Genomic DNA, 18,731 nt, shown 5'->3' on the forward strand with positions numbered 1-18,731 from the left:
TCACCATTGTCGGCCTAATCCGCGGTCTTTCATGCAGCAGGGGCTCTCAATGTTTTTATGTCCTGCTCATATCGTCTATGCCGGCACCCCGGGACACTCCTTGGCAGCAACCACACCTAGTCATTGGGGACGTTCTTAAATGACTAGTCGCTGGGAACAGTCTTGAGCAAAACGGCCGCCGAAGCCCTCGTTGGCATCGCCCTATAGGGGGCCTGCAAATAGCTGTGGTCAAAAAACATCAAATATGAGTACTGTTACCTTTTTAGCTGCAGCGCAATTCGGCTTTCTCGGGTCTCTTAGGCGTCTCGACGCGTCAGATGAACTAACGTATCTCCCCAAATGTACAATAAAATGGACTCCTAACGAGAAATAATATCGTTAGGAGTCCATTTTTTAGTACAAACAAATGTGACAATTTAGGCAACAGTACTCATATTTGGCATTTTTTGCCCACTGCCCCTTGTGCGAAGGTCCGCAGCGGAAAGCATGGCCCGTTTCGATGCACAAAAATGGGATGGATCTTCCCTGGCAACCGCCCAGAAAGATCCACCCCAAAGCAAGCGCTCGCTAGAACGTTCCGCCGCCTCCTCCGCCGACGCCGCCACCGCCGCCACCGGAAAAGCCACCGCCACCGCCGCCGCTCGAGCTATCGGAACTCGAAGCCAGCTCGCGGATGGTCTCGTGATACACATCATTGAACGAATCGAGCGGAGACTCGTTGCCGTAGTGATGGTAATACCACCAGTAGCAGGGGTAGTTGTCGTAGAAATCGTCGCTGTTGCGCAGGTCCGCAGGCACGGCCTCGGCCAGCTGTCGCAGCACTTCTTTCGAAACGCCCAGGGCAACGCCCATCACCAGCAGCTTGTTCCACAGAATCAGATCGCTGGGGATGGCCTCCTTCAGGCGCGTAAAGTCCTCGAGCCAATGCTTAAGCGCCTTGCAGCGAGCCGCCACTTCGGCGCCCTCCGGCGTGTAACGGCGGAAGGTGCAGCTCAGGACAAAGCCCACGATCGTGACGGGGATCGAGATCATAGCGGCACCGACGTTGGCGTCCGCAAAGTCGGTATAGAACAGAGAGCCCAGAATGCCAAAGACAATGATGATGCCGAGAACCAGGCCGGCCACCATCGCGATAGTGCCATCCGATGCTATAAGCTCGCGCGCTTCCAGCTTGCCCTTAACTGTGCTCTGATAGTCCTCGAGCTTGTCGCCAACAGATGTGGTACGCTCGCTAGCGTACTCCTCCAGCTCACTAAACGTGCGCGAACGGACTCCGTCCTTATCGGGCTTAACGCCGGCGAAGAAGACCTTGAGCACATCGCGATCGATGCCGTCCTTCTTGGCAGCCTTCCAGGCCTCGTCGGTCACTGTGATGCGATACGTCTGCTCCTCTTTTTCGCGACGGAGCAGACCCTTCTTCTTGGTCTCGGTCGCTTCTTCCAGCTTGATCACGCGGTCGTCGGTCAGCTTCATCAGTGTGGCGATATATGCCTGATCGGGCACCTCGTTCCAGCTCATGAGGGCCGAAAGCACGGCGGGATGGTCGGCCGAGGGCACATCGCGGAAATATTCGTCCTGGAAAAGCGGCTTGGGCTTGCGCTTGCGCAGCTTGAGCATAACGATTGTGCCGGTAAAGGCCACCGCCGCAACAACACTTAGCACGGCAAGTGCATTGGCAATCATGCGAGCGTGAGCGCGGCGGGCGTTAGCTTCGTCGGCCCATTCCTTCTCTTCGCTCAGGATCGTTGACATGCGCTCTTCGCCCGAAGCGGCAAGCTGCGGCACCCAGTCGCCGGGGAAGGCGATGCGTGCCTCGGCGAATTCGCCCTGATGCACACAGGGAATGGTATAGGTGACCATGGGTTCGTCCGCATCGAGCGATACATCGCCCGTCAGCGGGCCGTGGCCCCATGCGCGGAAGTTATCGCCCTTGACGGCCGCCGTCCCGGCAGCGGCATTTGCGAAGTACACTTCCATCTCGACATCGTCGGAGTCCGCAGACCAGCCGTCACCCACAAACTTCCAGTAGAGCTCGGCGGTATCGGCCCAGTTCATGACCGCACCGGTCATGGAATAACTCACGTAGTAGATTGCACTGTCGCCGCTCTCGTGAGGGCTGAACACCTTAATCCTTACGCCGTCACCGGTCTGCTCGACCGTATAGACGCCAGAGTCGCCCTTGTTCGCGCTATCGACTTTGTTAAACGCGGTGTCCTCTTCCTCGACACTCAGCACATCGACGCCCGCCGTGCCGCCCTGCTGGTTGGTACCCGTATTGATCTCCCAAAACACGCCGTTGATGTCGTCATCGAAATCAAACTGGCGACCCTCGACAACGCTCAGCGAGCCATCGGCCTCGACCGTGGCACCGATATAGGTTTGGGTCATGGAGTAGCCGTCGGCGTGCGCGGCGGCAGGCAGCAGCAACAACGCAAGCGCAACGAGCGCGCAGACGGAAGCGAATCGCGCAAACAGGCGGCGCTGCCGGCTGACTTTGGCGGCGAGGGTGTTCATAGGCACATCCTTTGTCTGTAAAACCAACAGCGCCATTGTCCCACGTTTGCGGGTACGCATGACGAACATCTAGGCGACCGGAGCGCCAAACGGGATGAAAGTCACGCCCGCGGCCGGCACCTGGGGACATTCCTTATCTGCCGGCAATCTGGAACACTCCTTGGCATAGCCCGCTCCGGCAATAGATACCACTTCATAGCTCCGTCACAGGTGTAGCGGCTTTGTGTTGCCGCGGCGTAAGCCGATTAAGCCGGCGAGCGAGGGGCATAAAGCAGTTGAGCGAAAACGGTTTGCCCCTTTGCCGTTCGCTCGAGGATCATGTCCCCCTTTTCCGCGGAAACCCCGGCAGTTGCGAAGAGCTGCCGGGGTTTCTGTCGTCTAAGGTGCCGAGTTGATGGCAGGAATCAAAGCGCCGAGTCTGCGACCCGCCATGCGCAATGCGGAGCCTCGACAACTTGCGGACCACAGTGACGCCTCCTCGTCGCGCCCCGCGCTATACTCGTCCGCATGGATATCAACGCATGCAACATAGCAACGCCCGCCGCGGACGCGCCAACGACGCCGCCCGCCTCCGCTCCCGCGCCCGTCGTGGGGCGCTTTGCCCCGTCGCCATCGGGCCGCATGCACCTGGGCAACGTGTTCAGCTGCCTATGCGCGTGGCTTTCGGCCCGTAGCCAGGGCGGCAGCATTGTGTTGCGCATCGAGGACCTGGACGATCGCTGTAAGCGCCCGGAACTTGCCGCCCAGCTCATCGACGACCTAGCCTGGTTGGGGCTGGAGTGGGACGAAGGTCCCTACTACCAGCACGATCGCCTGGATCTGTACGAGGACGCCCTGCACCAGCTGCAGGACGCCGGCCTCACCTACCCCTGTTTTTGCACGCGCGCCGAGCTCCACACCGCAAGCGCGCCGCATGCCAGCGACGGCACGCCCATCTACCGTGGCGCCTGCAGAGGCCTTTCTGCCGAGGAGGTCGCCCGCCGCAGTGCCCTGCGCGCCCCGGCCACGCGCCTGCGCGTGCCCGCCGTCGACGACCTCGCAGACGATGTGGTCGAATTCGTGGACCGCACGTATGGTGCCCAATGCGAAGCGCTCGCCACCGAGTGCGGCGACTTTTTGGTGCGCCGCAGCGACGGCGTGTTTGCCTATCAGCTGGCCGTGGTGGTCGATGACGCCGCCATGGGTGTTACCGAGATCGTACGCGGATGCGACCTGCTTGGCTCCACGCCGCGCCAGATCTATCTGCAGCATCTGCTGGGACTTCCCACTCCGCACTACGCACATATTCCGCTGCTCATGTCACCGGACGGCCGCCGCCTTTCCAAGCGCGACCGCGATCTGGACCTGGGCGAGCTCCGCGCTCGCTTTGGCACATCCGAGGCACTGCTGGGCTGGCTCGCCGGGCAAACAGGCATCGCGCCGGACACCACGCCGCGCACCGCCGAGCAATTGGTCGAGCACTTTAGCTGGGATGTTATCCACGCGCACCGGAAAAACATCACCATAACGGCCGAGTAGCCAAACGTCTTGCCGCTACGCAACATCCCAGGGCTGGAGTTCATCACCCAAGCGAACGATACAGTCGTAGAGCACGGTGTGGCGCTCGGCCGGGTTGGCATCCCGATGAAAATGGCCGTAGTACCAGCGCTTGTAGTCCAAGCGATCTTCCAGCTCATCGAAAAACGCCGTAAGTCGATCAACGCCGGGGCAATCCCAGCCGGGCGCCGGATAGAGCGTGGGCGAAAGCATGTGCGTAGAGCAGGTGTGGGTGATTACGTAGTCGACCTTCCAGCCCACGCTGTCGAGCTTTGTCCGTGCCTCCTCAAAGTTGCGCTCGTCCGGCAGCTCCTGTGGCCACCAGCTGGAATACGGAATGCGGTATTCCTTGTCCACGCTCGTGGCACCGCCCATAGTAAAGATCGTTGAGTTGTCGAGCTCAAAAACCTCGCCACGCGTCAGGCGCCGTATGGGAGAGGTGTCCGACAGGCGCTGCGTCAGCCCACCGTGCCACAGCTCCATGGAACGCTCCGCCCAGTGATCGAAACGCTCGTGGTTGCCGTCGACGAACAGCACGGTATAGGGGCGCGACTCCAGCCAAGCGATATCGGCGCACTCCTCGGCAGAGAAATCCCACGGAAAGCCAAAGTCGCCCGCGACAATCAGATAGTCGTCGCCCGTCAGACTATCCCCAAGCTCCCAGTCGCGCAGCTTTTGCATGTCGACGCCGCCGTGAATATCGCCCGTCACATAGACCGTCATCGGATTACCACTTCCCTGCAAGTCGCTAGCCCACATTCTGCACGATCACTAAGCTAACCGTTCCAGCCCTCCCATCCTTTGGGGCCTACCCCTCGTTCTTCCATCCAAACGGGTCAAGCACCCAAAAAACCAGATCGAGCACGCCGCCGGTCATCATGGCGCCGGCAAGGGCCATGCAAATGTGTAGAAAGACGGCACTTCGGAGCACGTCGAATGGCCCCAGAACAGCCAGCAGCGCGACCGCTGCGCCGGCAAGGCACAACGCGAGGCACGGCCCCGCGTCCTTGACGCACTTCTTTGCAAGGTGCTTGGTGTTGTCACTCATCAATATCGAACTCCTTAGAGGGCCGTTGCTTTGATTCACGCCGCCGTGACAGACCAAGACGGCAAATTAAGTCTCCCACGCCACGCGGACACAGCTGAAAGCCCTCGCGCAAAAAACAGCGCGCCGCAGGATTCGTATCACCTGCGGCGCGCCGAAAATGATCCGCTTTCCTCCGTCCCCAACGGATCAGCTGAGTTGGTGCCGCTTGACGGAGAGGAAGGAGCCGGCGGTATCACGAGCTGCGGCAATGTCGCTAGGCATAGGAAACAGACGCGCTTCAAACGCCCTAAGCCCCAAGCCTACCCATTAAGAAATCGACTGCAGAAACGATTTTGATACCGTCGATGTCGGTCGGATGGCTCCCCTGACGAACGACAATGATCTTCTCGTAACCGCCGGTAATCTTCTCGAGCGATCTGAGCTCAAATGGACGCAGCTCGCGCTTACGCGTCGCCTCCTCGTCAATCGACTCTGTAACCTGAATAAACTTACGATCCGAGCCGTCGCCGATTGCAACGAAGTCGATTTCGGCATCTCGAAGATGACCCGTGAAGACTTGATATCCGTCATAGACAAGGCGATTGTAAACGGCATTTTCGAGAACACGCCCACTGTCGCTGCCGCGATACCCATCCAAGAAAGCTCGAAGCCCCAGATCCTCAATGTAGAACTTGCCACCGGTCTTCAAAATGTCCCGACCCTTAATATCAAATCGGCGCGCATGCGAAAAGATATAGGTCTCCTCAAGGGCGGACACACAAGTGTCCACGACGCCATGCGAGGATTTCAGCCCGTTCTCCGCCAGCGTGCCAACAATCTTGTTAATTGATGTCGGGTTTGAAATGTTATCGGCCAAGTAGGAAGTGACGCGGTCGAGCACACTCCTGCTCGTCACCGACCGTCTACCCCGACGCGCCTCGCGAGCCAAAATGTCGCGCCCGACGATTGTTTGGTACGTGCTCCAGATATAGTCCTTCATTTCCTGCTCCGGCAGTTTTGAAGCAGCGAGAAACGGCAGGCCTCCAAACACAAGATAACGGTCGAGAAGATCGTCGAGCGCAACAATGTCCTCCCGACCAAAAACAGCGAGCCTATTCGTGACGTCAGTCGGACCAAGAAAGTCGACATATTCCGAAAAAGTGAGCGGATGCATCCGAATCTCGACATACCTGCCCGAGATTAAGGTCGCAATCTCAGACGACAGGAGAAAAGCATTCGAACCCGTAACATATATATCGCAGTCCCGGTCGACACGAAGTGCGTTAATCGCCTTCTCCCATCCGGCAACCTCCTGGAGCTCGTCGAAGAAGAGATAGCACCTTTTACCCGCAGGCATTTGGCCGTCGACGTGGCGGTAGAGTTCTCGCCAATCACGCACGCCCTCCAGCTCAAACGACTCCATCTTAAAGGTCAAAAGACACTCGGACGGAACGCCGTTATCCTCCAGATGTTTGCGCATCATGTCCAGAAGCGTCGATTTGCCACAACGGCGCATACCCGTTACGACCTTGATGACATCCGCATCACGAAAGGCAATCAATTTCTCGAGATATCGATCTCTAGGGACCATCCGTTTATCCATCGCCCGCCCCAATCTGCAAGTTTTTCTCACAGCATGACAAGAACTTGCGAATTCTGCAAGTTTTTCTCACGTAGCGACAAGAACCTGCATATCCGTCCGTGGCCATTTACAGTCGGATTCCGGCGAGGCTATGACAAGCAGCTTGCCACATGGCCGACACGGAGCCATGGCATGCGCGGAATCTTGGGGGCAGGACTTCTCCCAGCAGCCTATAAGACGAAAACACATACATATAGATAGAGAAAGGCCCAGCAAGACACGGCACCAAGGCCGCAGCCACAAACTTGAGTAGCCGATAGTCTAATAATCACATACGCCCAAAACACGAACGATCGATCTGTTATCCTGGCGCCAACATAGTCTTTCGAAAGGTTTGGCCGGGATGACTACGCAGCAGCAGATTGATATTGAATTCGACTCGCTTGCACGCGAGAACGATTCACCCAAGCTCATCGCCAACTCGAAGGCGACAGGCGGAACACTACTATCCGTTATGAAGGAGCAGCTCTCAACCTGCAGCTCTTTTGACTTTTGCGTAGCTTTTGTTGCAGACGGCGGCCTTCAAATCCTGGTCGAGGCGTTCCAGGAGCTCAAGCAGCGTGGCATTAAGGGCAGGCTGCTCACGTCCACCTATCTCAACTTCAACTCACCCGATGCCTTTCGCAAGCTCCTGGAATACGACAACATGGAAGTTCGCGTATTCCAGGGTAATCTGCATGCCAAGGGATACATTTTTGATAAGGGCGAAACCAGCACGGTCATCGTCGGCAGCTCGAACATGACGCAGACCGCCCTCACCTGTAATAAAGAATGGAACGTGCTGTACCAGACTGTCGAGAACAGCCGCCTACTCGGCGAACTGAGGGGCGAATTCAATTCGTTGTGGAACGACACCTCAACCGTTTTGCTTTCCCAAGACTGGATTGAGAACTATGCCGCATATCGATCGGCACATCCCTCAAAGCCCAAATCGAAACCGACGTTCCAGGCAACTGTTAGCCCAACCACGAACGACCTCGAAGAAATCAAGCCCAATAAAATGCAGCAGCGCGCCCTTGAGGCGCTCGGCGTAATCCACCGCAAGGGCGAGACCCGTGCATTGCTGGTCTCGGCAACCGGCACTGGCAAGACCTTCCTTTCGGCATTCGACGTGCTCGCAACTAAACCCCGGCGCATCCTCTTTCTTGCGCACCGCCGACGCATTATAGACGCCTCCCGTGTAAGCTATGAACGGCTCTTAGGTAGTACCTATACGTTCGACACCTATCAAACTGGCAAGAATATAAGCAATGCCACCTGCGTGTTTGCCATGTGTTCTTCGGTCGCCAAACATCTGAGCGATTTCCGTCCCGATGAGTTCGACTACATCGTCATCGACGAGGCCCACCGCACGGGATCTCAGAGCTACCAATCCATCATGTCGCACTTTACGCCTCGGTTTTATCTTGGCATGACCGCTACGCCTAATCGCACCGACGGCTACGACGTCTTTGCCCTTTTCAATCACGTCATCGCATTCCAGATCACGCTGCAGGACGCTTTGTCCGAGGAGATGCTAGCCCCCTTCCATTATTTTGGCATTCACGATCTGGAGATTGACGATGAGACGGTCGAAGATACCGCTCTGTTCGGGCGTTTGACGTCCGATGAACGCGTGCGTCACATCACCGAGAAGATCGAAGAATATAGCGTCGCCAAAAGCGACCGCAGGGGCTTAATATTCTGCAATCGAAACGCCGAGGCCGAAGAACTGTCGCGCAAATTCAACGTTCTCGGATATCGAACGGCTGCGATTAGCGGTCAAGATTCCGATGAAGTCCGCGATGCCGCGATCAGCCAACTTGAAGCCGGCGAGCTCGAGTACATTTTCTCGGTCGATATCATGAACGAGGGCGTCGACATCCCCTCGCTCAATCAGATCATCATGCTTCGACGCACCGACTCCGCAATCATCTTTGTTCAGCAGCTCGGACGAGGTTTGCGCCTGAATGATGGCAAGGAATACGCACTGGTACTAGATTTTATTGGCAATTACCAGAGCAACTTCTTGGTGCCCATCGCGCTTTCGGGTGACAAGACGTACAACAAAGACCGTCTGCGTCGTCTCGTCCAAGAGAGCGATTCGGCGATCCCCGGATGCTCAACGGTAAGCTTCGATCGTATTTCCGAAGCTCGCATCTATAAGGCCATCGACGGCGGCGACTTTACCTCCGTCAGATTTTTGAAGAACGAATATCTCGACTTGCGCCAGAAACTCGGCAAGATTCCATCGCTGCTCGAATTTGATCGTAATGGCTCCATCGATCCGCTGCTTATCTTCAAGAACAGCGGCCTGGGGTCCTACCACGCATTTCTTTCCAAATACGAGCCGGGCTACACAGTCCATTTTTCCTCTGATCAAACCAAGATTCTCAAATTTATTTCGCAAAAGCTCGCCGCGGGCAAGCGATTCGAAGACCTCTATTTGCTTCAAACGCTCGTCGAAGCCGGACACGAGGGCTATCGACATATGCGCGAGGCCGCGCTTAGGAACTACCGCGCACAACTTAAGGACAGCGCCGTTAGGTCGGCAATCGCCGTCCTTAAGGGCGACTTTGCCACTCCTAAGGATTTCGTTTCCCTGCTTATTGACGACGGAACCGGACCTCGTCTGACCGAAGTGTTTGCGAGCGCCCTGCGCAACGCAGAGTTCAAGCGTCAGATTCTCGAGGTGCTGGATTTTGGCATTGCGCGCAACCGACTCGACTATGCCGAGACGTACGAGAACACAAATTTCGTTCTCAATGCCAAGTACACATACGAAGAGGTTTGCCGCTTGATGAACTGGGAAAAGAACATCAACGGCCAAAATCTTGGCGGCTACTTCTACGACGAAAAGACCAACACATTCCCCGTGTTTATTAACTATGACAAGGCACCCGACATTAGTGAGTCAATTCAGTATGAAGACCGCTTTGTTTCGCCGAGCAAGCTAGTTGCAATCTCTAAGAACAACCGCACGCTCAACTCCCCCGAGATTCTGCGACTGCAGGCATGGCCAGAAAACGGCTTGAAGACGTATTTGTTTATGCGAAAGAACAAGGACGATAAGGGTGGCAAGGAGTTCTATTTCTTAGGCGAAATGCATCCGACCGGCGAGTTCGAGGCTATTAAAACTAAGAGCAACGACAACGCCGTCGAAATCGAATATGAGCTCAACGCACCCGTGAGGCAGGACATTTACGAGTTTATGCTCAGCGATCTTAGTGAAGCCGAGTAACAAATAGGAGCGAGGCGCCATGCGGCGCCCGCTCCTTTCTTACTTAAGCCCGAGTTTCTTTTCGAGTTCCCTAACGACTTTAACGTCCGCCGGAAGCCAATCGACATCCCACAGGTTATTGGTATCGAGCCACTTCATGTCCTCGTGAGCGTGCTCTTTGAACTCCCCCGAAAGGATGGTAGCTAGGTAGCACTGCATCGACAGATGGAACGTCTCGTAATCGTGTTCGACCGTGCAAAGATAGTCAAGGTTACCGATCGTGACCTCGAGCTCTTCTTGAATCTCGCGCACGATTGCCTGCTCGCCGGTCTCGCCCGGCTCGAGCTTGCCGCCCGGAAACTCCCAGCCGTCTTTAAACTCGCCATAGCCGCGCTGGCAACTCAGGATTTTTCCATCCTTCTGAATAATCGCTGCTGCAACATTGATTGATTTCATAACTAGTCATCACCTCTCCAGTTGAGCCCAACCAGTATAGGTGATCGACCGCCCGCCATGTCCCAGTCGCCTGAAAACCGCCCACTCGACCAACCCTTGACGCCGTTTTGCACAGGCACCCCATCCTCCGCTATCGAGGTCTAATACTTTTCCCACCGCCACCCAAAAACTCATCCAACATTAATCTTGGCTCAAGAATCGCTTAATCTATAACCTGCACCATAGAGTTCGACCAAGGGCGGGGCACCGCGCAACGCAGGCCGCCGAACGCAACGCTCGCGCCCGGGCAAATCGCCCAGCGTCGCGCCCATCGAACGAAAGGACAGGTCATGGACGACCTCGAAAAAGTTGAAACCATCCGCACCAAGTGCAATGTGAGCTACACCGATGCCAAGGCCGCGCTCGACGCCGCCGACGGCAACGTTTTGGACGCCATCATTTGGCTCGAGTCGCAAGGCAAGACCCAGACCACGTCGGCGCACGCCGCCACCGAGTCCGCGCCGGTCGACGAACCCTCGGCCGAGATGGTCGCCGCGCAGGCCGCCTACGAGAAGTCGAGCGAAAAGACCGACTTCTCCAAGAAGATGGACAGCGTGTGGGAGTACCTCAAAAAGCTCTTCCGCCTGAGCCTGGACACCAAGTTTATCGCCACGCGCCGCGATGCAATCATCCTCAACATCCCCATCCTGATCCCCATCATCGCCCTGTTTGCCTGGGGCGCCACGATATGGCTGATGCTGATCGGCCTGTTCTTTGGCATGCGTTACCGCATCGATAGCGACGGCGACGTGCCCGGCAGCATCAACAACCTTATGGATCACGCCGCCGACGCCGCGGACGACATCAAGCAAAATCTGAACGACGACAAGTAATCGCAAACGGGGGCACGCATGGCACGGATCCTGATCGTAGAGGACGAGGAGAAAATCGCCCGCTTTGTGACGCTCGAGCTGGAGCACGAGGGCTACCAGGTGGAACACGCCGCCGATGGCCGCACCGCCGTGGACCTGGCGCTGGAGCGCAACTACGATCTTATTCTGCTCGATGTGCTGTTGCCGCAGCTCAACGGCATGGAGGTCCTGCGGCGCGTCCGCAAGCACAAGGATGTGCCGGTGATAATGGTCACCGCGCGCGATGCCGTGATGGACAAGGTGGCCGGGCTCGATGCCGGCGCCGACGATTACCTGACCAAGCCGTTTGCGATTGAGGAGCTGTTCGCACGGATCCGCGTGGCGTTGAAGCGCTCGGAGGCCGTGCGGGCGGCTTCGGGCGTTGGCGGCATCGGGACGGGCGCGGCAGGCGGCACGGGTGTCGGCGCCACTGCGATGCCCCCGGTCAGTGACTCGACCCAGGTTTCCGCCTCGCTCTCCCCCGCCACGCTCGCCGTGGGCTCGGTTGCGCTCGACCCCGACCGCCGCGAAGTCACGGTCGGCGGCTCGCCCATTGCGCTCACGGCCCGCGAGTTCGATGTCCTCGCCCTGCTTATGGCGCATGCCGAGACCGTGCTCACGCGCGAACGCATCGCGCACGAAGCGCTGGGCTACGAATACATGGGCGACACCAACAACGTCGACGTGCACATCGCGCATCTACGCGCCAAGATCGAGGACGCCGGCGGCGCCCGCATCATCCAGACCGTGCGCGGGGTGGGCTATGTCTGCCGCGCATAACGCCGAGGCCAAGCGCGTCACCTCCATCGCCCGCGCCATCAACTGGAGCTATATGTGGCGCCGCCTGATGAGCTACGTCTGGCTCGATCTGTTGCTGGTGGTGATTGCGGCGGCGATCCTCGTCTATGGATACAACCAGACACTGCCCGACAGCGCGTTTACCGCAGGATGGATCCCCGGCGCCACCGTTCGCGGCATGTCGCTGAAGCCCGCGCGCGGCTGGGACCTGACAACGCTCACCTATACCGTCGAGCTTGCGCGTACCACCAAGACCTTCCCCCTCGCGCAGGACCTCATCGCACTTTGGCCCCTCTATATCGTTGTTGTAGGTTGGCAGGTCATCAGCATGCTCGATATGCTCGGCGGCGCTCGCCGTGTGCGCCGCACCATGGCGCCGCTCAACGACCTGGCCCTGCGCGTGGACGAGCTCGGCCGCATGCAGCTCTCCGGCGGCAAGATGGAAACGCTGGAGCAAGCCATCGAGCGCGCGAGCGTCGACTCGCCGAGCGTCACCACCGGCGACGCCGACCTGGCAAGCATCGAGGTCGCACTCAACCGCCTGCTGCGCCAGATGCAAGAGGCCAAGCTGCAGCAGATGCGCTTTGTCAACGATGCAAGCCACGAGCTGCGCACGCCCATCGCGGTGATTCAGGGCTACGTGAACATGCTCGACCGCTGGGGCAAAGACGACCCGGACGTGCTGGCGGAATCCATCGCGTCCCTCAAGGCCGAAAGCGAGCACATGCAGGAGCTCGTGGAGCAGCTGCTGTTTTTGGCGCGCGGCGATGCCGGGCGCACGGTCCTGCGGCGTGCGCATACCAACCTGGCTGCACTGGTCGGCGAGGTTTGCGAAGAATCGCAGATGATCGATGCCGGGCACACGTATCGGCTGGCCTTTGACGCTGCGCTTATCAGCGACCCGCGCTGCGACGCGTCCGTCGATGTCGCGCTCGTGAAGCAGGCTCTGCGCGTGATCGTGCAAAACGCCGCCAAGTATTCGGACGCGGGCACGACCGTCACATTTGGCATAGCGCCGGATGCGGGCGCGAGCACGATCGACATAAGCGTTGAGGACGAGGGCATCGGCATGAACCAGGAATCCGCAGCTCACGCGTTCGAGCGGTTCTACCGCGCCGACAACGCGCGCGATGCCGGAGCGCAGGGCTCGGGCCTGGGGCTCGCCATCGCCAAGTGGATCGTCGATAGCCACGGCGGCGTCATCGGCGTGACCTCGGTCGAGGGCGTCGGCAGCCGCTTTACGATTCGCCTGCCGCGGTAGGAAGCCCCTCGGCATAAATAAAGGGATAGGGCCACGCAGCCCTATCCCTTTTTGCTAGCTATGACAGCTTGTGCGCTACTCGCGGCACAGGTGCACGGCGAAGCCGGCGAACTCGCGCTTAAAGTACACGAGCTTGGTACCACCGTCGGGTAGCAGCGCGCGCGACTCCTCGTTGACCTCGAGCCCGCGCTCGGCAAACCACTTCTCAGCTGCATCGATGTCGTTAACGGCAAAGCCGATGTGGCCTTTGGTGCCACGACCGTTCTGCTTCATGACCTCGACCAGCGAATCGTTGAAGTACGAAACCGGGGTCTCGATAACAGGCAGGCCCATCATCGTCGAGAACAGCTCCGCGATCTCCAGGGCGTCTGCCGGGTCGGCGGCGTTAATGCCCACATGGGCAACGCGCATGCCAAAGAGCTCGACCGGGTTGACGTTCTGCTCACTCATACAGGCAGTGCCTACTGAGCCATGACGTCGAGAACGGCCTTCTCGGCAGCGACGCGGTTCATGCCGGTCATGAAGGGCACGCCGCTCACGTACGGGCAGGTGAGGCCTTCGGGGGCAACGGTGGTGGCGATCAGCAGGTCGGCGCCCTCGTCGCAGTAGTCCTTGGCCTCGGAGATGGCGCACTGCACGATCTCGTACTTGTCGGCGTAACCGTTGGCGTCGAGCAAGGTGGCGACCTTCTGGGCAACGAGTGTGGAAGTAGCAGCGCCAGCACCGCAAGCCAAAACGATCTTCTTCATAGGTAATGTCTCCCTTCATGGTTTACTTTAGGTAAGTGTACCGCAGCGAGCGATGGCACTCGGCCTCGATGAGCTTTTATGCCAGTTTGCTTGCGCGCTGCGTATAATACATCTAGTACGTGTTGTCATACCGCTCGCTTTATGAGCGACTAAGGACCCTAATATGCCCGATTCCCGCACACTCTGGACCGCCGTCGTTATCATCTGCATCGCCGTGTCGGTGTTCTTTAGCGTCAAAAAACGCACCACGTTTAAACGCCTGCAGCAATTGATGGCCGCCAAGCAGTGGGACGAGTTCGATCGTTTGCTCGACGGCAAACTCACCAGCATGCTGTACCCGCGCTACAACCGCGACTACCTGCGCCTGAACTCCTATCTGCTGCGCGAGGACCACGAGCGTGCCAGCGAGATGTTCGACCTGCTGCTGGGGCTCAACCTCCCCAAGATGCAGCGCGTCGACCTGGTGATCAAAGCCTTTAACTACTATGTTGGCCAGGAGGACCGCAAAAAGTCCAAGGAGTTGCTGCACGAGATCAAGGGCTTTGAGGGCGGTCAGGCCGAGGCAGTTGCGCACGAGTGCCAGCTGATGTACGACACGATGATCCTCAAGCGCCACAACGACATTCCCGAGCTGGAGCACATGCTCGAGGATGTCGGCGACGACCCGGTCAAGCGCTGCCGCTTGGAGTACCTGCTGGCCCTGCAGTACCAGAACAAGGGCGACGAAGCCAAGTTCCAGGAGTTCCTGGAGAAGTCGGGCCAACACTCGATGGCCGTCAACGCGTAACGGACGGCTTGTGCTAGACTTCTAGTCTCACGGGGGCGTGGCGGAATTGGCATACGCAGGAGACTTAAAATCTCTCGCCGCAAGGATTGTGGGTTCGAGTCCCACCGCCCCTACCATATGATTGCTTGCGAGCCCGTGTTCCCCAGGGATGCGGGCTCGCTTCTTTTAGATGCCGGTGGGACTCGAACCCGCGAGGGGGCGAGCGTTAAGCGGACGCGCAGCGTCCGTAGCGAGCCGGCGAGGGCGCCGACAGGCGGCCGAAGCCGGTGCGTATTTGCGCAGCAAATGCGCGGATGTCCCACCGCCCCTACCATATGGAGCTTTCGAGCCCGTGTCCCCCAGGGATGCGGGCTCGTTTCTTTTACACGCCGGTGGGGCTCTAAGTTGCGGTGGAATAGGTCCTGTTTTGGCAGTTTATCAGCCCATTTAGGAACTATTCCACCGCAACTTAGGTTGGTATTTACACATTTTCCGATGGAAAAACGTGGTTGTCTCGCACATTTTCCGATGGAAAAACGTGGTTGTCTCGCACATTTTCCGATGGAAACACCCAAATGGCCTTATACTAACCGAGAGGGTTGGGAGGCAATATGCAGCGACAGCTTATGAGCGAACTTATCGCTTGGAAATCAAGGACGAATCGCAAACCTCTCTTGCTTAAGGGAGCCCGCCAGACAGGAAAGACTTGGCTTCTTAACGAATTCGCAAGCCAGCAGTATCGAAACGTCATTCGTTTTGACTTTATGCTCGAGCCGAGCACACGCTCGCTGTTCGATGGGGACCTCGACCCCAAGCGCATCATCTCCCAGATAGAACTCCTACGTGGCCAAACTGTAACGCCAGCAGACACGCTCATCATCTTCGACGAGATCCAAGAGGCCCCGCGCGGGATCACCTCGCTCAAGTACTTCAACGAGCTTGCACCCGAATACCACATCGTAGCAGCCGGTTCCTATATTGGCCTCGCGCTCCGACGCGAAAACGAGTCATTTCCCGTCGGCAAAATCGACCAGCTCACCATGCGTCCCATGGGGTTCGCCGAGTTCGTTCGTGCCGTCGACGGCGACCCGCTCGCCGACGCCATCCTTGCCGCAGACATGAACCTTCTAGCAAACGTTACCGAAAAGCTCGAACACTTGCTCAAGGAATACCTTGTTGTCGGCGGTATGCCCGAAGTTGTCTCCGCTTTCGCCGAGACACGCGACTTCATCGAAGCCCGAAGGCTTCAGCAGCAAATCATCGAGGCTTACGAATCCGATTTTGGCAAACATGCACCCGCCCGCATCATCGAGCGCATGAGGTTGGTTTGGAAATCCCTTCCCGGCCAGCTTGCCAAAGAGAACAAGAAGTTTGTCTATGGCGCCCTTCGCCCCGGAGCGCGCGCACGCGATTTCGAGGAAAGCCTCCAGTGGCTCACGGACTACGGAATCGTTCATAAGGTGCCACGTGTTTCCGCTCTAAAGGCGCCGCTCTCGAGCTACGAAGACCTCTCGGGCTTCAAACTGTTCTGCATCGACACCGGCATCCTCGGAGCGCTCTCCGGTCTCTCTCCGGCCATCGTTCTTAACGGATCCGCTGTTTTTACCGAGTTCAAAGGTTCGCTGACCGAACAATACGTCGCGCAGGAGCTTTTGCTCCAGGACAAAACTCCCGCGTATTGGTCCTCTACCTCTGGCAATGCCGAAACCGACTTTGCCATCGACCATGCGGGAACCGTGCTTCCGCTTGAGGTCAAGGCGGCAGAGAACCTTAAAGCGAAGAGTCTGAAAATAGCCTGCGAAAAATTCAAGCTCGAGCGTTGCGTGAGGAGCTCCCTGGCGGCATATAGAGACGAGGGCATGCTCGTCAATATTCCGCTTTGGGAGATTGGGCAAATCGACAAGCTGGCATAGGCGCTGTGGGGACGCCCCGCAAGGACTGTCCCCAGGTGCCGACTGTTGAGTTGCGGTGGAATAGGGACTGTTTGGTGCCCGAAAGGGCGATTTTAGTCCGTATTTCACCGCAACTTATTTAGAGGGCGCTGAGGCTGGGGACCCAGGCGATGGTGGGGGTCGCGCCGTCGAGAACCTCGTTGATGGTGGCGGCCATGCCGGCGAGTAGGCTGTTCTCGCTTACAGTGAGCGTCTTGTAGCCGCCGGCTCGCATGAGCTCGCGGATCACCACGGCGCCCGCCAAGATCACGCCCGCGCGTTTGGGCTGTACACCCGGTAGAGCGGCGATGCCGTCCGCATCCAACACAGACATGCGCTCGATAGCGGCCGAAACCTGATCCAGCGAAAGCTCGCGCAGGTGCACAAAGCTCGAATCGTACGGTTCCAGCTTATGAACGAGCGCCACGAGCGTGGTGACGGTGCCGCCCACGGCGACCAGGCGTTCGGCGCGCTCAAAGTCGCTGGGCAGGCCTTCAAAATAGGCGGCGAACTGCTCACCTGCCCACGCGGCAGCGGCAGCAAGCTCGCCGTCCGCAGGCGGCAGCGTCGAGAAAAACCGCTCGGTCACGCGGCGGCAACCGATATCCAGCGAGCGCGTTCCCTCCAGAGCGAAGATGCCGCGCTCCGGTGCATAGACGCCCGTCGCGAGCTCCGTGGATCCGCCGCCCGAATCGGCAACAATGATGCGCTCGCCAGCAAAGTCGTGCGCCACGCCAAAAAACGTCAGGCGTGCCTCGACCTCGCCCGGAATCACCTGTGGCTCAAGCCCCAGATCGCGCAGGCCGTCCAGCAGCAGCGCGGCATTGGACGCATCGCGCGCGGCGCTCGTGCATGTGGTGCAGATGCACGCGGCCCCAAAGGCACGCGCCTCGTCCACAAACATGCGGCATGCGGCGAGTACGCGCTCAACGGCCGCCTCGCAAAAGCGGCCCGTCGCGTCCACGCCCTCGCCCAAGTCGGTGATCTCGGTATGCTTGGACGATTCCACGATCGCCCCGCCCTCGACCTGCGCCAGCACCAGTCGCGACGACACCGTTCCCAGATCGATCGCCGCCACCTTATATCGTTTGCAATCTGCCATTGCGGGCTCCCCTCCGGGCGCTATTTGCCGTTGGACACGACCGTCTGGCCCTCGACACCGTTAAACCCAAACAGCATGTCGAGCGCCTGGATGTACCACGGGGCGTCCTTACCGACTTCTTCGATTTCCTTGGCAACTTCGCTGGCCTTCTTGGCGTTCGACGACTTCTTGCTCGAAGACGAATCCGAATCGTCGTCCAGGCCCTGCACTTCAACCCTCTTCTCGCCGGGCATCACCAGGCCCAGATCCTCGGACGCCGCATCCTTAATGCCCTCCTCCGAGAGCAGTTTGTCGACGCTTTTTTGCAGCTCATCATTGTATTGCTGACGAATCTCGACCTGCTTGGCCAAGATATCGCTCGAACGCTTTGCCACGTACAGATCGCGCACGGGGAAATACAGGCTCACGAGCACCAGGGCAACGACAATGCCGATGAATAGCCCTCGCTGAGGACCGTGGGTAAAGTCGTAGATCGCCTTGACCACCGCGTTGTCGTTGGCGTAGTGCATAAAGTCCGAGCCCGAAAAACGGTTCGAAGGCCTGCTCGACCTATCGTGCGTTTGAGCCGACGAGCGCTGAGCATGCGACGAACGTGCCGGGCGCACTGGTCCATCTGTCGAAGTATTCACTTGAGCATTGGGGCGCGAGGTACTTGTCGGGCGCTGCATGGAGCGGTCGGCGCCGGCGTAGGCGGACCCACCGAGCTGCACCGTGCGCGCACGGCGAGGCGACGGCTCACGCGAACCGGCGGAATAGTACCTGTTGTCGTAAATCTGATCCATGTGCGCCTTGTGCGGTTGAGGTTTGTTTGCGCTAAGTATTCTAGTTATAGCACGAGCGCCCGCACCGCCTTCGCCAGC

The 18,731-nt window shown here is 58.4% G+C and carries 16 protein-coding genes and 1 tRNA gene; 8 read left to right on the top strand and 9 right to left on the bottom strand.

Features of this window, described 5'->3' with window-relative positions; genetic code table 11:
- Positions 1 to 567: 567 nt before the first annotated feature.
- Positions 568 to 2,514, bottom strand: a complete 1,947-nt coding sequence (locus AB5202_RS07670; RefSeq protein ID WP_368144123.1) for a DUF2207 family protein — start codon at positions 2,512 to 2,514, stop codon at positions 568 to 570.
- Positions 2,515 to 3,021: 507 nt separating this feature from the next.
- Here AB5202_RS07670 and gluQRS point away from each other — a divergent pair.
- Entirely contained in the window at positions 3,022 to 4,032 is a 1,011-nt protein-coding gene (gene gluQRS, locus AB5202_RS07675; RefSeq protein ID WP_346981921.1) for a tRNA glutamyl-Q(34) synthetase GluQRS, read from the top strand.
- A gap of 15 nt (positions 4,033 to 4,047) precedes the next feature.
- On the opposite strand, the gene AB5202_RS07680 is transcribed toward gluQRS, so the two are convergent.
- The 3 genes from AB5202_RS07680 to AB5202_RS07690 all read right to left on the bottom strand — a co-directional run bounded on the left by AB5202_RS07680 (position 4,048) and on the right by AB5202_RS07690 (position 6,680).
- Entirely contained in the window at positions 4,048 to 4,773 is a 726-nt protein-coding gene (locus AB5202_RS07680; protein WP_346981920.1) for a metallophosphoesterase family protein, read from the bottom strand.
- An 85-nt stretch (positions 4,774 to 4,858) separates the two neighbouring features.
- The gene (locus tag AB5202_RS07685; protein WP_217750790.1) at positions 4,859 to 5,098 is read right to left on the bottom strand and encodes a hypothetical protein; all 240 of its coding nucleotides are present in this window, start codon (positions 5,096 to 5,098) and stop codon (positions 4,859 to 4,861) included.
- A 286-nt stretch (positions 5,099 to 5,384) separates the two neighbouring features.
- Positions 5,385 to 6,680, bottom strand: a complete 1,296-nt coding sequence (locus AB5202_RS07690) for an ATP-binding protein (protein WP_368144124.1) — start codon at positions 6,678 to 6,680, stop codon at positions 5,385 to 5,387.
- A 382-nt stretch (positions 6,681 to 7,062) separates the two neighbouring features.
- On the opposite strand from AB5202_RS07690, the gene AB5202_RS07695 reads away from it, so the two are divergent.
- The gene (locus AB5202_RS07695) at positions 7,063 to 9,939 is read left to right on the top strand and encodes a DEAD/DEAH box helicase (RefSeq protein ID WP_368144126.1); all 2,877 of its coding nucleotides are present in this window, start codon (positions 7,063 to 7,065) and stop codon (positions 9,937 to 9,939) included.
- A gap of 39 nt (positions 9,940 to 9,978) precedes the next feature.
- On the opposite strand, the gene AB5202_RS07700 is transcribed toward AB5202_RS07695, so the two are convergent.
- Positions 9,979 to 10,374: a (deoxy)nucleoside triphosphate pyrophosphohydrolase gene (locus AB5202_RS07700; protein ID WP_195544831.1), complete on the bottom strand. Its 396-nt coding sequence runs from the start codon at positions 10,372 to 10,374 to the stop codon at positions 9,979 to 9,981.
- A 329-nt stretch (positions 10,375 to 10,703) separates the two neighbouring features.
- Here AB5202_RS07700 and AB5202_RS07705 point away from each other — a divergent pair, with 329 nt between their 5' ends.
- The 3 genes from AB5202_RS07705 to AB5202_RS07715 are packed head-to-tail and all read left to right on the top strand — an operon-like array spanning position 10,704 to position 13,323.
- Positions 10,704 to 11,246 carry a UBA domain-containing protein gene (locus AB5202_RS07705; RefSeq protein ID WP_161144563.1) on the top strand — a complete coding sequence of 181 codons (543 nt, stop codon included), beginning with the start codon at positions 10,704 to 10,706 and terminating at the stop codon, positions 11,244 to 11,246.
- 18 nt (positions 11,247 to 11,264) lie between these two features.
- Positions 11,265 to 12,044, top strand: coding sequence for a response regulator transcription factor (locus tag AB5202_RS07710; RefSeq protein ID WP_006235907.1), 780 nt, complete (start codon positions 11,265 to 11,267; stop codon positions 12,042 to 12,044).
- Positions 12,028 to 13,323, top strand: a complete 1,296-nt coding sequence (locus tag AB5202_RS07715; RefSeq protein ID WP_368144128.1) for a sensor histidine kinase — start codon at positions 12,028 to 12,030, stop codon at positions 13,321 to 13,323. Before AB5202_RS07710 ends, AB5202_RS07715 begins: the two co-directional genes overlap by 17 nt.
- Positions 13,324 to 13,398: 75 nt before the next feature.
- Here the strand turns inward: AB5202_RS07715 and AB5202_RS07720 are convergent, their stop codons facing one another.
- Positions 13,399 to 13,773, bottom strand: a complete 375-nt coding sequence (locus tag AB5202_RS07720) for a VOC family protein (RefSeq protein ID WP_138113389.1) — start codon at positions 13,771 to 13,773, stop codon at positions 13,399 to 13,401.
- A gap of 11 nt (positions 13,774 to 13,784) precedes the next feature.
- Positions 13,785 to 14,072 (bottom strand): PTS sugar transporter subunit IIB, encoded by a 288-nt coding sequence (locus tag AB5202_RS07725; RefSeq protein WP_006235903.1) that lies wholly within the window; start codon positions 14,070 to 14,072, stop codon positions 13,785 to 13,787.
- 163 nt (positions 14,073 to 14,235) lie between these two features.
- Here AB5202_RS07725 and AB5202_RS07730 point away from each other — a divergent pair, with 163 nt between their 5' ends.
- The 3 genes from AB5202_RS07730 (at position 14,236) to AB5202_RS07740 (ending at position 16,751) form a co-directional block, all read left to right on the top strand.
- The gene (locus AB5202_RS07730) at positions 14,236 to 14,859 is read left to right on the top strand and encodes a hypothetical protein (RefSeq protein ID WP_368144130.1); all 624 of its coding nucleotides are present in this window, start codon (positions 14,236 to 14,238) and stop codon (positions 14,857 to 14,859) included.
- A gap of 31 nt (positions 14,860 to 14,890) precedes the next feature.
- Positions 14,891 to 14,975: transfer RNA gene (locus AB5202_RS07735), tRNA-Leu, on the top strand.
- A 474-nt stretch (positions 14,976 to 15,449) separates the two neighbouring features.
- Positions 15,450 to 16,751 (top strand): ATP-binding protein, encoded by a 1,302-nt coding sequence (locus AB5202_RS07740; RefSeq protein ID WP_368144132.1) that lies wholly within the window; start codon positions 15,450 to 15,452, stop codon positions 16,749 to 16,751.
- A gap of 118 nt (positions 16,752 to 16,869) precedes the next feature.
- On the opposite strand, the gene AB5202_RS07745 is transcribed toward AB5202_RS07740, so the two are convergent.
- Positions 16,870 to 17,871, bottom strand: coding sequence for a Ppx/GppA phosphatase family protein (locus tag AB5202_RS07745; RefSeq protein ID WP_368144133.1), 1,002 nt, complete (start codon positions 17,869 to 17,871; stop codon positions 16,870 to 16,872).
- A 20-nt stretch (positions 17,872 to 17,891) separates the two neighbouring features.
- Positions 17,892 to 18,653 carry a hypothetical protein gene (locus tag AB5202_RS07750; RefSeq protein WP_229028219.1) on the bottom strand — a complete coding sequence of 254 codons (762 nt, stop codon included), beginning with the start codon at positions 18,651 to 18,653 and terminating at the stop codon, positions 17,892 to 17,894.
- Positions 18,654 to 18,731 lie beyond the last annotated feature (78 nt).

Origin of the sequence: Collinsella aerofaciens, from assembly GCF_040915545.1 — a bacterium.
GTDB classification, from domain to species: Bacteria; Actinomycetota; Coriobacteriia; order Coriobacteriales; family Coriobacteriaceae; genus Collinsella; species Collinsella aerofaciens_BE.